The 12,546-nt window shown below is 73.5% G+C and carries 14 protein-coding genes; 7 read left to right on the plus strand and 7 right to left on the minus strand.

The window, feature by feature from the left end:
- Positions 1 to 1,002: a proline racemase family protein gene (locus ABZY20_RS12600; RefSeq protein ID WP_356440556.1), complete on the plus strand. Its 1,002-nt coding sequence runs from the start codon at positions 1 to 3 to the stop codon at positions 1,000 to 1,002.
- A 42-nt stretch (positions 1,003 to 1,044) separates the two neighbouring features.
- A complete protein-coding gene (locus ABZY20_RS12605; RefSeq protein WP_356440558.1) occupies positions 1,045 to 1,716 on the plus strand; it encodes a GntR family transcriptional regulator in 672 nt (223 codons plus the stop codon).
- A 31-nt stretch (positions 1,717 to 1,747) separates the two neighbouring features.
- Here ABZY20_RS12605 and ABZY20_RS12610 read toward each other — a convergent pair whose 3' ends face one another.
- From ABZY20_RS12610 to ABZY20_RS12625, 4 genes are all read right to left on the minus strand, one after another.
- Complete coding sequence (locus ABZY20_RS12610) at positions 1,748 to 2,686, minus strand: PDR/VanB family oxidoreductase (protein ID WP_356440561.1); 939 nt, start codon at positions 2,684 to 2,686, stop codon at positions 1,748 to 1,750.
- Positions 2,683 to 2,862, minus strand: a complete 180-nt coding sequence (locus ABZY20_RS12615) for a hypothetical protein (RefSeq protein ID WP_356440563.1) — start codon at positions 2,860 to 2,862, stop codon at positions 2,683 to 2,685. Before ABZY20_RS12615 ends, ABZY20_RS12610 begins: the two co-directional genes overlap by 4 nt.
- Entirely contained in the window at positions 2,859 to 3,929 is a 1,071-nt protein-coding gene (locus ABZY20_RS12620) for an aromatic ring-hydroxylating dioxygenase subunit alpha (RefSeq protein ID WP_356440565.1), read from the minus strand. The genes ABZY20_RS12615 and ABZY20_RS12620 overlap by 4 nt, the downstream gene beginning before the upstream one ends.
- A 127-nt stretch (positions 3,930 to 4,056) precedes the next feature.
- On the minus strand, positions 4,057 to 4,704 hold the full coding sequence (locus ABZY20_RS12625) for a TetR/AcrR family transcriptional regulator (protein WP_356440567.1): 648 nt from the start codon (positions 4,702 to 4,704) through the stop codon (positions 4,057 to 4,059).
- Positions 4,705 to 4,856: 152 nt separating this feature from the next.
- Between ABZY20_RS12625 and ABZY20_RS12630 the strand changes: the two genes are divergently transcribed.
- The 5 genes from ABZY20_RS12630 (at position 4,857) to ABZY20_RS12650 (ending at position 10,269) form a co-directional block, all read left to right on the plus strand.
- The gene (locus ABZY20_RS12630; protein ID WP_356440570.1) at positions 4,857 to 6,290 is read left to right on the plus strand and encodes an MFS transporter; all 1,434 of its coding nucleotides are present in this window, start codon (positions 4,857 to 4,859) and stop codon (positions 6,288 to 6,290) included.
- Positions 6,291 to 6,543: 253 nt separating this feature from the next.
- Positions 6,544 to 7,086: a hypothetical protein gene (locus tag ABZY20_RS12635; RefSeq protein ID WP_356440573.1), complete on the plus strand. Its 543-nt coding sequence runs from the start codon at positions 6,544 to 6,546 to the stop codon at positions 7,084 to 7,086.
- A gap of 183 nt (positions 7,087 to 7,269) precedes the next feature.
- Positions 7,270 to 7,734, plus strand: coding sequence for a hypothetical protein (locus ABZY20_RS12640; RefSeq protein ID WP_356440574.1), 465 nt, complete (start codon positions 7,270 to 7,272; stop codon positions 7,732 to 7,734).
- A gap of 136 nt (positions 7,735 to 7,870) precedes the next feature.
- Positions 7,871 to 8,977 carry a PLP-dependent cysteine synthase family protein gene (locus ABZY20_RS12645; protein ID WP_356440577.1) on the plus strand — a complete coding sequence of 369 codons (1,107 nt, stop codon included), beginning with the start codon at positions 7,871 to 7,873 and terminating at the stop codon, positions 8,975 to 8,977.
- Positions 8,974 to 10,269, plus strand: a complete 1,296-nt coding sequence (locus tag ABZY20_RS12650; protein ID WP_356440580.1) for an MFS transporter — start codon at positions 8,974 to 8,976, stop codon at positions 10,267 to 10,269. Before ABZY20_RS12645 ends, ABZY20_RS12650 begins: the two co-directional genes overlap by 4 nt.
- A 134-nt stretch (positions 10,270 to 10,403) precedes the next feature.
- Here ABZY20_RS12650 and ABZY20_RS12655 read toward each other — a convergent pair whose 3' ends face one another.
- The 3 genes from ABZY20_RS12655 to ABZY20_RS12665 form a co-directional block, all read right to left on the minus strand.
- Entirely contained in the window at positions 10,404 to 10,814 is a 411-nt protein-coding gene (locus ABZY20_RS12655; protein WP_356440583.1) for a RidA family protein, read from the minus strand.
- 267 nt (positions 10,815 to 11,081) lie between these two features.
- Positions 11,082 to 11,948: a DUF5134 domain-containing protein gene (locus ABZY20_RS12660; RefSeq protein ID WP_356440586.1), complete on the minus strand. Its 867-nt coding sequence runs from the start codon at positions 11,946 to 11,948 to the stop codon at positions 11,082 to 11,084.
- 233 nt (positions 11,949 to 12,181) lie between these two features.
- On the minus strand, positions 12,182 to 12,442 hold the full coding sequence (locus ABZY20_RS12665) for an SHOCT domain-containing protein (protein WP_356440589.1): 261 nt from the start codon (positions 12,440 to 12,442) through the stop codon (positions 12,182 to 12,184).
- Between the last annotated feature and the right edge of the window lie 104 nt (positions 12,443 to 12,546).

The raw sequence follows: 12,546 nt of genomic DNA on the forward strand, positions 1-12,546 counted from the left end.
ATGCGCAGCAGACTCGTCCTGCACGCCGTCGACTCGCACACCGAGGGCATGCCGACCCGGGTGATCACCGGCGGCATCGGCACCATCCCCGGCGCCACCATGAACGAGCGGCGGCTGTGGTTCCGCGAACACCGCGACGACGTCAAGCGGTTGCTGATGAACGAGCCGCGCGGCCACTCCGCCATGAGCGGCGCGATCCTCCAGCCGCCGACCCGGCCCGACTGCGACTGGGGCGTGGTCTACATCGAGGTCTCCGGCTATCTGCCGATGTGCGGGCACGGCACCATCGGCGTGGCGACCGTGCTGGTCGAGACCGGCATGGTCGAGGCCGTCGAACCGGTCACCACCATCCGGCTCGACACCCCGGCGGGCCCCGTCGTCGCCGAGGTCGCGGTCGAGGACGGCGCCGCCCGGGCGGTCACCCTGCGCAACGTGCCCTCGTTCGCCGTCGGCCTCGACCGCCGGGCCACCCTCGCCGACGGGCGGACGGTGACCTACGACCTCGCCTTCGGCGGCAACTTCTACGCCGTCCTGCCGCTGGAGCGGTTCGGCCTGCCCTTCGACCGGTCCCGCAAGGACGAGATCCTCGCCGCGGGCCTGTCCCTCATGGCTGCCGTCAACGCCGAGGATCCGCCCGTCCACCCCGAGGACCCCTCCATCCACGGCCTCCACCACGTCTACCTGGCCGCCCCCGGCTCCACCGCCCGGCACTCCCGGCACGCCATGGCCATCCACCCGGGCTGGTTCGACCGCTCGCCCTGCGGCACCGGCACCAGCGCCCGCATGGCGCAGCTGCACGCGCGCGGCGAACTCCCGCTGCACACCGAGTTCGTGAACGAGTCCTTCATCGGCACCCGGTTCACCGGCAGACTGCTCGGCACCACCGAGGTCGCCGGACACCCGGCCGTCCTGCCCAGCTTCACCGGACGCGCCTGGATCACCGGCACCGCCCAGTACCTGCTCGACCCCGAGGACCCCTTCCCGGCCGGGTTCGTCCTGTAGACCCCGGCCCCGCCCGTCCACCACGAGGAGACCCCGACCGTCATGGCCCCGCAGCACACCCCCGCCCTGCCCGTGCTCGGCAGCAGGAAGCCCAGCCACCGGGAACGGGTCGCGGACGCGCTGCGGGCCGCGCTGATCGCGGGTGAACTGCGCCCCGGCGAGGTCTACTCGGCCCCCGCCCTCGCCGCCCGCTTCGGCGTCTCCGCCACCCCCGTCCGCGAGGCCATGCTCGACCTCGCCAAGGAGGGCCTGGTCGACACCGTCCCCAACAAGGGTTTCCGGGTCACCGCCGTCTCCGACCAGCAGCTCGACGAGTACACGCACATCCGCGCGCTGATCGAGATCCCCACCACGGCGGGCCTGGCCGCCACGGCCGACCCGGTGGCCCTGGAGGCGCTGCGGCCGGTCGCCCACGAGATCGTCGCCTCGGCCGCGTCGGGCGACCTCATCGCGTACGTCGAGGCCGACCTGCGCTTCCACCTCGGTCTGCTCGCCCTCGCCGGCAACGCCCATCTCGTCGACGTCGTACGGGACCTCCGGCGCCGCTCCCGGCTGTACGGGCTGACCGCGCTGGTGGAGCAAGGGCGGCTGGAGGCGTCCGCCGAGGAGCACCTGGAGATCCTGGACGCGCTGCTCGCCCGCGACGAGGAGGCCGTCCGGGCGGCGATGACCCGGCACCTGGGGCACGTCCGGGGCCTGTGGGCAGCACCCTGACCGGCTCGGTGCCGCAGGCCCGGAAGCGCCGTCACAGGTCCAGCACCAGCCGCCCGCCCCGGCAGCGGGACACGCAGATGAGCATGGTCCCGCCCGCCGCGCGCTCCTCTTCGGTCAGGACCGAGTCCCGGTGGTCCGGCTCGCCCGCCAGGACGTCCGTCTCGCACGTGCCGCAGGTGCCCTCGGTGCAGGAGTACAGCACCTCGGCCCCGGCGGCGCGCACCGCGTCCAGCACGGACACGCCCGGTGCGACGGTCAGGGTCCTGCCGCTGCGCGCCAGCTCCACCTCGAACGCCGTGTCACCGCCGGTCTCCCGCCGCTCGGGCCGGAACCGCTCGACGCGCAGCACCCCGGCGGGGCACCGGGCCTCGGCCGCGTCCAGCAGGGGCCCGGGGCCGCAGCAGTAGACGAGCGTGCCCTCGGGTACGTCGTCCAGCACCGACGGCAGGTCCAGCAGGCCCGTCTCGTCCTCCGGCGCGAGCGTCACCCGGTCCCCGTAGCGGGCCAGTTCCCCGGCGAAGGCCATCGAGCGGCGGGTGCGTCCGCCGTACAGCAGCGTCCACTCGGCGCCCGCCGCCTCCGCCGCCGCCAGCATCGGCAGGATCGGGGTGATGCCGATGCCGCCCGCGACGAAGCGGTAGCGGGGGGCCGGTTCCAGGCGGAAGGTGTTCCGGGGGCCGCGCACCCGGACCTTGTCGCCCTCGCGCAGGTGCGCGTGCACATGGGCCGAACCGCCCCGCCCGGCGGGCTCGCGCAGTACCGCGATCCGCCAGGCCGACCGGTCCGCCGGATCGCCGCACAGCGAGTACTGCCGCTCCAGCCCGGGGCCGAGCACGACGTCGAGGTGCGCGCCCGGCTCCCAGGCAGGCAGCGGCTCGCCCAGCGGGTGGCGCAGGGTGAGGGCGAGCACGCCGTCGGCGGCGAACTCGCGCCGATCGACGACGAGTTCGGTGGATCCGTACCCGCTCATGCGCTGTCCTCCCGCGGTGCGCCGGTCATGTGTCCCCGGGGGTGGGCGAGCATCCACTCCCACATCTCGGCCGGGTCCTGCGCGGTGTGCTCACGGCCGCAGTGGCAGCTGCCGCGCAGGGTGTCGGTGCCGGGCAGCCAGTCGATGCGGTAGACCTCGCCCGTGGGACCGCTCACCGGACCCGCTCCACGGGCTTGGCGCCCTCCTCCACCAGCCGGGCGAGGATACGGCGGGCGGCCAGGCCGCCGGTGTCGATGTTGATGCTCAGCTCCTGGTAGCCGGTGCGCTCGGTGCCGAGCGTGCGCTGCAGCAGGTCGAGCGCGGTGACGTCCTGCATGACGACCGTGTGGTTGTTGCCGCGCAGGAACTCGGTGACCTCCGTGTCGTCCGTCGCCCAGTCGCGCGAGACCGCCCAGAAGTCGTACACCCGGCCGTCGCTGGACGGGGTGATGGCGTACGTGATCTCGGTGTGGAAGCCGTCCGGGTCGCTGCCGTCGGCCCGCGGCAGCACACCGACGGGGGCGATACGGCTGTGCAGCAGGTACAGGCAGGGCGCGTGGTACTCGATGTCCTGCCAGCGGGTGATCCGGCCCTCGATGCCGGTGGACCTGGCGTAGAAGGGCGGGCACGCGGCGTCGTCCATGCGCCGGCTGACCCGGACGATCCCGGCGCCCTCGTCGACCTCCGTGGTGATCGGCGTCTCGGCGACCTCGGGGGTGCCGATGTAACCGCCGTGCAGATACGTCTCGTGGGACAGGTCGAGGAGGTTGTCGACGAGCAGGCCGTAGTCGCAGTCGATGGGCTCCATGCCGCGCACGGTGACCCAGCCGGGGGAGTCCAGGTGCCGTGCCCGGGGGATGCTCCGCGGGTCGGCGAGCGCCGGGTCGCCGATCCACACCCAGACCAGCGAGTCCTGCTCGACGACCGGGTAGGAGGCGACCCGGGCGGTGCGCGGCACCCGTTTCTGCCCCGGCACGGACACGCAGGTGCCGGTCGTGTCGTACGTGAACCCGTGGTAGCCGCACACGATCCGGTCCCCGTCCAGCCGGGTCGGCGCCTCCGACAGCGGGTAGCGGCGGTGCACGCACCGGTCGTGCAGCACGACCGGGGTGCCGTCCGACTCGGTCCGGTACAGCACGAGCGGCTCACCGAGGATCGTCCGGCCGAGCAACTCCCGCCCGACCTCGTCACGGTAGGCGGCGACGTACCACTGGTTCCTGGCGAAGGCGGTCATGTGGGCCATGGGCTTCCCGTCCCTGTCGGCGGGGCGGCGTCGCCCCGCGTGCCGTGGTCGGACTCAGGGTCCTGACGGGCGCGGCCGCCGCACAAGGCGGCTTCTGCCAGGCGGAAGCGTTTCGCGGGCGCGCCCGTCAGTCGGGGCGGGGGGCGTAGTGGTCCAGGAACATGTCGACACCGCTGGTGACGAGGCGTTCGGTGAGGTTGTCGTCGATGCGGGTGCCGTAGGAACCGAACACCAGGTGGGGGAAGACCACGAGTGCGTAGAGCTGGATGATGGCCGCCTCCAGGTCGGGGATCACCAGCCTGCCCTGGGCGGCCAGGGTGCGCAGGGCCTTCGCGACGGCGGGGTGGTGTCCCTCGGGGCCGTGGTGCTGCCAGGCCCGTCCCAGCTCGGGGAAGCGGTGTGCCTCGGCGGCCACGAGGTTGCGCAGGGCCGCCACCTTGTCGTCGGTGCGCACCGAGCGCACCCAGGTGCGGGCGGCGTCTAGGAGGGCCGGGCGCAAATCCTCCGCCTCCGCCAGCCGTTCCAGCGCGTCGGACGCGTCCCCCGTGAGGGGTTCGTCGAGGGCACCGGTGATGACCGCCGTGAAGAGGGCTTCCTTGCTGCCGAAGTGGTTGTAGACGGTCACCTTGGACACGCCCGCCTCGGCGGCGATGGCGTCCATGCCGACGCCGAAGCCCTCCCGGAGGAACAGCTCGCGGGCGGCCCGCACGATGGCCTGCCGCTTGCGCTCCGCGCGGGGACCGCCGGGGGGCTGCTTGGCGCTTTCCCTGCTCATGGCACGACCCTAGCAGCTACCTGAACTGTTGAGTTCACATGAACTGAACGGTACAGTTCACAGGTGTCCGGCGGTGGCGTCCTCCCGCACGCCTTCCGCCCCGCACCCGCACACCCCTCTCGCCTCTCGCCTCTCGCCTCAAGGACCCGGTCATGACCCACTCCGCCGCAGGTGCCGCGCACACGCTCGCACCCACCGCCCCGCCTCCCGACCCGCGCCGCTGGACCGCCCTCGCGCTGGTCTGCCTGGCCCAGTTCATGCTGATCCTCGACGTCACGGTGGTGAACGTCGCCCTGCCCGACATGGCCGCCGACCTGGACCTCGGCCGCACGACGCTGACCTGGGCCGTCACCGCGTACACCCTCTGTTTCGGCGGCCTGATGCTGCTCGGCGGCCGGCTCGCCGACGCCCTCGGCGCGCGCCGCACCCTGCTCGCCGGACTCGCCGTCTTCACCGCCGCGTCCCTGGTCGCGGGACTGGCCGGGAACGCCCCGGTCCTGCTCGGCGGACGCATCGCCCAGGGCGTCGGCGCCGCCTTGGTGTCGCCGTCCGCGCTGTCGATCGTCACCACGACCTTCCACGGCGCGGAACGCAACAGGGCCCTGGGCGTCTGGGCCGCGATCGGCGGATCCGGTGCCGCCGCCGGAGTCCTGGCAGGCGGGGCGCTCACGACAGGGCCCGGCTGGCAGTGGGTCTTCTACGTCAACGTTCCCGTCGGCCTCCTCGTCATGGCGGCCCTCCCGGCCGTCGTGGCGGCCCGGGCGCCGCGGCCCGCCCGGCTCGACCTACCCGGCGCGCTGCTCGTCACCGGCGGCACGGGCGCGCTGATCTACGGACTCGTCGAGGCGGGCGACTCGGGCTGGGCCGACCCCGCCGCCCTGCTGCCGCTGGCCGGCGCGGTCGTGGCCTACGGGCTGTTCGCCGTCGTCGAGCGGGCGAGCCGGGCCCCGCTGATGGACCTGGCCATGTTCACCCGGCGGGCCGTCCTCGCCGGTGCCTTCTTGATGCTCGTCGCCACGGCGCTGCTGATCGCCTTCTTCTTCCTCGGGTCCGTCTACCTCCAGCACGTGCGCGGCTTCAGCCCGCTGCGGACCGGCCTGTTCTTCCTCCCCGTGGCCGTCGCCACCGGCGTCGGCGCGCATCTGGGGTCCCGGCTCGTCGGCAGGATCGGCAGCCGCACCACCGCCGTCGCGGGCATGGCGATCGCGGCCGCCGGGACCGTGCCCCTGACCCGGCTCCCGGACACCGGCAGTGTGTACGCCGCCCTGCTGCCGGGCTTCGCGGTCGCCTCCCTAGGCATCGGCGCCGTCTTCGTCACCGCCACCACCACGGCGCTCGCCATGGTCGAGCAACATGAGGCGGGGCTGGCCTCCGGCGTCGTCAACACCTTCCACGAAGTGGGCGGTTCCATCGGTGTCGCGGTCGTCTCGACCGTCGCGGCCTCGGGCATCGAACGCGGCACGGCCGGTGGCTTCGCCGACGGGTTCACGGTGTGCGCGGTGGCGGCCGCCGCCGGTGCGGCCGTGGCCCTCGGGCTCGTGCCACGCGGGAAGCCGCGGATGACCGGCGGTCCGCACGTGCACTGATCCGGCGCCCCGCAGGGGAACGGCCGGATGACCTTGCCGCACCGTGTTCGTCTCTTCGTCTCTTCGTCTCCTCGCCTCCTGGGGTCTTCGTCTGTTCGTCTGTTCGCTCAAGGGGGTGCGTGGTATGCGCCAACTTCCGACCCCTGCAGCCTGCTTGCGCGTGTCCGAGTCTCGCGGGGTGATGCCGGGCGGCGCTGCCCGGCGTTTCCCCGGAGTGCGTCGATCATCGCTGGGGAGCCGTTAGGATCACGGCATGGTCACGGCTCGCCCGCCTCGGCGCACCCTGCGGACCGGCATGGTCCCGGTGCCGTTGCTGCGCGTGCTCGCCTTGGCCGTGCTGCTCTTCGGCGTCGTGGTCACGCACGGCATACCCGTGGAGAGCGCCGGGGGCCACCTGGTGACCGGCGCGACCTCACCGGGCGCGCCGCTGCCGGGTGCGGAGGTCCGCGCGGGCACGGAGGTCCGTGAAGGTGCGGAAGTCCGTGAGGGTGCGGAAGTCCGTGAAGGTGCGGAAGTCCGTGAGGGTACGGAGGCACCGCCCGCGTACCGGACGGCGGCCGCGGAGGGCGACCACCACGACCACCACGACGGTCACGGGCCGTCACATCCGGGTCAGCAGTGCGCCTCTGGGCAGCCGCCCCAGGCCCCGACCGTCACCTGGCCCTGCTTCGCGGCCTCCGTGCGTGCGTCCGTCACCTCGGGACGCGCACCCGCCGAGCGCGGCAGGCCCGGCCCGGGCCCTTCCGGCGGCGCGTCGTTCGCGGCGCTGAGAACCTCCGTGATCCAGCAGGTCTAGAGAGCCGGCATTCCCCATCCGGCCTTGCGGTCCTCACCGGTTCGCCTGGCCTGCGCGGCGGGTTACGGATTCCGTCGACACCATGGAAATCCAGGCCGCGTTCCCTTCTCGCCGTCCCACCCCCCACCCCTGCATGCCGCCCTCCCGGCCCGGCCGGGAAGACGGCAGCCGCACGGAGGACCTGTGCCGTCACCCTTCCGGATGCCGCCGTACACGCGAGGCAGCTCGGCCGGCCCCTCGTGGCCGCGCCGGCTCGGCGCCCTGGTCCGCGCCGTCCTGCTCGTGTCGGTCGTCCTGTGCGCCGTCGCACACGGGCGCGGAGCGGACGAGGAACCGCACGGGCCCATGACCCCCGTTGGTGCGGTGGCGCAGGTGATGCCGGGCGAGGCGGACGAGCACGGACCGCACCCTCCGCATCCCCGGCACGGTGCCGAGAGCTGCGCGGACGAGGCGGTCGTCCGTACGGCGCCGCAGTCGCCGGAGTCGCCTGGGCAGCAGCCGTCCCCGGGCGCGGACACCCCGGCACCGCTTCTCGCGGGAGCCGCCGTCCTCGCGCGGCTGTGGGCGGCGCCCGGGGCGCGCAGACGCCGCCCGGCACGCACCACCGGCCGGACCCGGCTCGCCCGCACGGCCCGGCTGCGCCTCTAGACCTCCCGCCCGCAGCCGGCTCGGCAGGCTGCCGCGCGCCGGACGGCGCCGAGCACGGACCCCCGGTCCGCGCCCGTCGCCGTGGTGCGCGCGTGATGAATCCCGCCCTGTGCGTTCATCGAGCGAGAGCGAAAGCATGCGATCACCGACCTCCCCGCAGAACACCACCTCCCCCTCCGGCCAGTCCGCGCTGTCACGACTGGTCGGCAACACCCCGCTGCTGCGGGTCTCGGAGCCGCTGACCCCGGCCGGGCGCGGCTTCTGGGCGAAGCTCGAGGGCTTCAACCCCGGCGGCATCAAGGACCGTCCGGCGCTCCACATGGTCGAGCGGGCCCGGGCCCGCGGCGATCTGCGGCCCGGCGGACGGATCATCGAGTCCACCAGCGGAACGCTGGGCCTGGGACTGGCGCTGGCCGGCATGGTCTACGGCCACCCGGTCACCCTGGTCACCGACCCGGGACTGGAGCCGGCCATGACCCGGCTGCTGACCGCGTACGGAGCCCAGGTCCACGTCGTCTCCGAGCCGCACCCCACGGGCGGTTGGCAGCAGGCCCGCCGTGAGCGCGTGCGGCGGCTGCAGGAGCGGCACCCGGACGCCTGGTGCCCGGACCAGTACAACAACCCCGACAACGTCGCCGCCTACACCCCGCTGGCCCTCGAACTGGCCTCCGAGCTGGGCCACATCGACGTCCTGGTGTGCAGCGTCGGCACCGGCGGCCACTCCGCCGGCGTATCGCGGGTGCTGCGTCAGCTGTACCCCGACCTGACGGTCGTCGGCGTGGACACCACGGGTTCGACGATCTTCGGCCAGCCCGCCCGGCCCCGCCTGATGCGCGGACTCGGCTCCAGCATCCACCCCCGCAACGTCGCCTACGACAACTTCTCCGAGGTCCACTGGGTGGCCCCGCACGAGGCGGTGTGGACCTGCCGCCAGCTCGCCGCCTCGCACTACGCGACCGGGGGGTGGAGCGTGGGCGCGGTCGCCCTGGTGACCGGCTGGCTGGCCCGGACGATGCCCGCGGACGCCCGGATCGTGGCGGTCTTCCCCGACGGCCCGCAGCGCTACCTGGGAACGGTGTACGACGACGACTACTGCGCCGCCCACGGCCTGCTGGACTCCCGCCCGGCCCCGGAGCCGGAGCTGATCGGCCGCCCGGACGAGAAGGAGGTCGCCCGCTGGACCCGGTGCACCACCGTGGTCGACCCCCTCACGCTCCCCGGCAGGGCGGAGGGGGACCGGTGAAAGGGCTGTACACGCAGGTCCGCTCGTACGAGGGCAGCGTCCAGCTGCTGATGGTCAACCAGTTCACCATCAACCTCGGCTTCTACATGCTGATGCCGTATCTGGCCGCCCACCTCTCCGGCACCCTGGGACTGGCCGGCTGGATCGTCGGGCTCGTCCTGGGCGTGCGCAACTTCAGCCAGCAGGGCATGTTCCTCGTCGGCGGCACGCTCGCCGACCGGCTGGGCTACAAGCCGATGATCGTGGCCGGGTGCGTCCTGCGCACCGTCGGCTTCGCCACGCTCGGCCTGGTCGACTCGCTGCCTGCCCTGCTCGCCGCCTCGGCGGCCACCGGACTGGCCGGCGCACTGTTCAACCCCGCCGTACGCGCCTATCTCGCCGCGGACGCGGGGGAGCGCCGGGTGGAGGCGTTCGCGCTGTTCAACGTCTTCTACCAGGCCGGGATCCTGCTCGGCCCGCTGGTGGGGATGGTGCTGACCGGGGTGGACTTCCGCGTCACCTGCCTGGTGTCGGCCGGGATCTTCGCGCTGCTGTCCGTCGTCCAGATCCGGGCCCTGCCCGCCCGGCGCAAGGACGCGGGGGAGGAGACCGGCGGGGAGCGGGACGGCGTGCTCGCCCAGTGGCGGAGCATCCTCGCCAACCGGGCGTTCCTGCTCTTCTCCGCGGCCATGATCGGCTCGTACGTCCTGACCTTCCAGGTCTACCTGTCCCTGCCCCTGGAGGTGCGGCGGCTCGGCGGGGACGGGGAGTTCGGCACGGCGGCGGTGGCGTTGCTCTTCGCGGTCTCCGGACTGAGCACCATCCTCGGCCAGACCCGGGTGACCGCGTGGTGCAAGGCCCGCTACGAGCCCGGCCAGGCACTCGCGCGGGGCCTGGCCCTGACGGGTCTGGCGTTCGTGCCGCTGCTGGCCGCGACCGCCGTGCCCGTACCCGCATCCGGGGTGGGCCTGTGGCTGCTCGCCGCGGTGCCGCCGACGCTCGCCGCGTTGCTGCTGGCCATCGGCACGATGATCGCGTACCCGTTCGAGATGGACACCATCGTCCGTCTCTCCGGCGACCGGCTCGTCGCCACCCACTACGGGCTCTACAACACGATCTGCGGCCTCGGCATCACCCTGGGCAACCTCCTCACCGGCGCCGCGCTCGACGCGTCCCGCGCCGCCGGGATGCCCGCACTGCCGTGGATCGCCCTGACCGCGCTCGGCCTCGCCTGCGGAGCCGCGCTGTACGCCCTGCACAGCACCGGCCGGCTGAAGGCTCCCGCCTCCGAGCCGCAGCCCGCCACGGCCTGACCCCGGCTCCCGACTCACAGGGGCGGGCACCGGACGGTGCCCGCCCGGCGGGGAACTCGGTGCGCCGGGTCGGCGGCGGTACTGCCGGGAATGCGACGATCCGCTGCCGCGGACGGTGGCGGCGGAGGCGGTGTTCAGTCGGGCAGCGCGACGGTGAGGTCCACCTCGATCAGCTGCCCTGCGAAGCCCAGTTGTGCGACCCCCAAGAGCGTGCTGGCGGACGTGAAGGCCGGCCCGAGGGCGGAAGCGGTGAGCCGGTGCCAGGCGAGGCCCAGGTCCGCCCTGTCGTCGCTCCGCACGTAGATCACCGACCGCACCACGTGCTGCGGCCGGGCATTCACCGCCGAAAGGGCAGCGAGTACGTTCACGACGACCTGATCGACTTGCGTCTCCAGGGAGCCCGGGCCGACGAGATCACCGCCCTGGTCGAGGGGGCACTGCCCCGCCAGGTACGCAGTTCGGCCGGTCTCCACCACGGTGATGTGGTGGTAGCCCGGCGTCTCGTGCAACTGACCGGGGTTGATGCGGCTGATCTTCGCTGTCATGCCGCGAGTCTGACCACTCTGCCCTCGACGCGCACCGAAATTTCGCCCCACCGCACCGTCCGACGCGTCGCGAGGTTGAGGAACAGGACAAGGACAGGGCGGGCCCGCCGAGTCGTTCCACGGCGGACCGGCCGGACTGTCCGGGCCGGCCGGACCAGGCGGACCGGGTGGTTCCGCCGGGCGGGCGCCGAACCGCGGCACGCGGCTCGTGCGACCGAGCCGGACCCCACCCGCACCTCCACGCCGACGCGCGGCCGTCCGCGCACCTCAGGCGGCCATCATGACCAGCATCGCGGACATCGTGGCGCCCATGCCGATGTGCGCCAGCAGCGCCGCACCGGCCGAGGTCCCCGGTGCCCGCCGGTGCCCTTCGTTCCGCAGCCGGGTCCTGTCCCATACGGAGACGGCCAGCGACGCGATGAACACCACCACCGCGTCCGGCAGCGCCAGCAGGCGGTGGGTCCAGCGGGACCGGCCACCGCGGCGTCCCGGTGCCGCGGCGGAGCGCTCGGCGCCGTGGAAGCGTGTCCACAGGGACGCGGCGACCGACAGGACGAAGTACACGGCGAGTCCGGCCAGGACCAGACGCCACAGCGAGGCCGAGTCGGAGGGCGCCGACGCCTGGGAGACGGCGGAGGCCATGTCGTGACCGGCTGCGCCGGAGTGCCCGTGGCCCGACCCGTGACCCGGCATCCCCGCCATGGAGTGGTCCGGCGCCGCCGTGCCTCCGGCCCCGTGGCCGTGACCGTGTCCGGTCGTGCCCAGGGCGAGCACGGGGCCGGAGGTGCTGCCGGGCATGGCGAGCGTCATGATCACCATGGCGGCGCTGCCGATGACGTGATGGGCCCAGCGCCGGCCCTGTCGCCAGCCGTGCCGCAGCGTCCGGTGCGCTGACAGCGCGACTCCGCCCAGGCCGACGGCGGCGAACACCGCGACCCAGAACACGCCGTGGTCCCCGAACGACGCCGAGGTGGCGGGCAGGAACATGGCGACCATGCCCCCGGCCATGACCAGGTCGCCTCCCGCGGCGAACCGGGCCTCTCCGCTGTCGGCCGCCGTCAGCCGGGCCAGGCTCACCATGGCGACGAGCACGGCGACCGCCACCAGAGACCAGGTCAGGGCAGGACTTCCCATGGCTGCCTCCGCATCGGGCCGACCACTACTGAGCCCTTAGTACGGAGGACGTGCGGGAGGCGTTCAGGGACCCGGCATGAAGGGGCCTGGCGTGAAAGGGCCTGGCGTAAAAGGGCGTCCCGGTCACCACGCCGGGCCCGGACGGTACGGACCGCCCGGGCCCGGCGTGGTGACCGGAGATGGCCGGAGACGGCCGGAGACCGCAGCCGGTGCGGCCCCGGTCGTCCGGTCGATCATTTGGTGAGGGGACCGGGGCGCAGGGCGTCCATCCGGCGCCGGTACTCCTCTTCGTCGATCTCCCCGCGGGCGAACCGCTCGGCGAGGATCTGCTGCGGTGTGGGGGCGGCAGGGGCGTGCGTGTGCTCGTGGGGCTGGTTGACGGCGCGGAAGACCAGCACGAGGGCTGTGATGATCAGTGCCCAGAACGCGACCATACCGACCGACATCCCGAACCAGCCCCATCCGCTCATGCCGTGGGTGTACCAGAACATCATCGCCACTCACCTGCTTCGGCTGCACCGGCGACCGGGCGTCGTGGGGCTGCGGAGCATCCCTCTTCGCCTCATTGTCCCTCCGCCCGGCGAGGCGGTCCGGGGGC

This window comes from Streptomyces sp. NPDC006624 (assembly GCF_040611555.1).
Taxonomy (GTDB): domain Bacteria; phylum Actinomycetota; class Actinomycetes; order Streptomycetales; family Streptomycetaceae; genus Streptomyces.

Bases quoted from the DNA above. Each gene is read 5' to 3' on its own strand.
- ABZY20_RS12600 (WP_356440556.1), top strand. From the start codon at position 1: ATGCGCAGCAGACTCGTCCTGCACGCCGTCGACTCGCACACCGAGGGC.
- ABZY20_RS12605 (WP_356440558.1), top strand. From the start codon at position 1,045: ATGGCCCCGCAGCACACCCCCGCCCTGCCCGTGCTCGGCAGCAGGAAG.
- ABZY20_RS12610 (WP_356440561.1), bottom strand. From the start codon at position 2,686: ATGAGCGGGTACGGATCCACCGAACTCGTCGTCGATCGGCGCGAGTTC.
- ABZY20_RS12620 (WP_356440565.1), bottom strand. From the start codon at position 3,929: ATGGCCCACATGACCGCCTTCGCCAGGAACCAGTGGTACGTCGCCGCC.
- ABZY20_RS12625 (WP_356440567.1), bottom strand. From the start codon at position 4,704: ATGAGCAGGGAAAGCGCCAAGCAGCCCCCCGGCGGTCCCCGCGCGGAG.
- ABZY20_RS12630 (WP_356440570.1), top strand. From the start codon at position 4,857: ATGACCCACTCCGCCGCAGGTGCCGCGCACACGCTCGCACCCACCGCC.
- ABZY20_RS12635 (WP_356440573.1), top strand. From the start codon at position 6,544: ATGGTCACGGCTCGCCCGCCTCGGCGCACCCTGCGGACCGGCATGGTC.
- ABZY20_RS12645 (WP_356440577.1), top strand. From the start codon at position 7,871: ATGCGATCACCGACCTCCCCGCAGAACACCACCTCCCCCTCCGGCCAG.
- ABZY20_RS12655 (WP_356440583.1), bottom strand. From the start codon at position 10,814: ATGACAGCGAAGATCAGCCGCATCAACCCCGGTCAGTTGCACGAGACG.
- ABZY20_RS12660 (WP_356440586.1), bottom strand. From the start codon at position 11,948: ATGGGAAGTCCTGCCCTGACCTGGTCTCTGGTGGCGGTCGCCGTGCTC.
- ABZY20_RS12665 (WP_356440589.1), bottom strand. From the start codon at position 12,442: ATGATGTTCTGGTACACCCACGGCATGAGCGGATGGGGCTGGTTCGGG.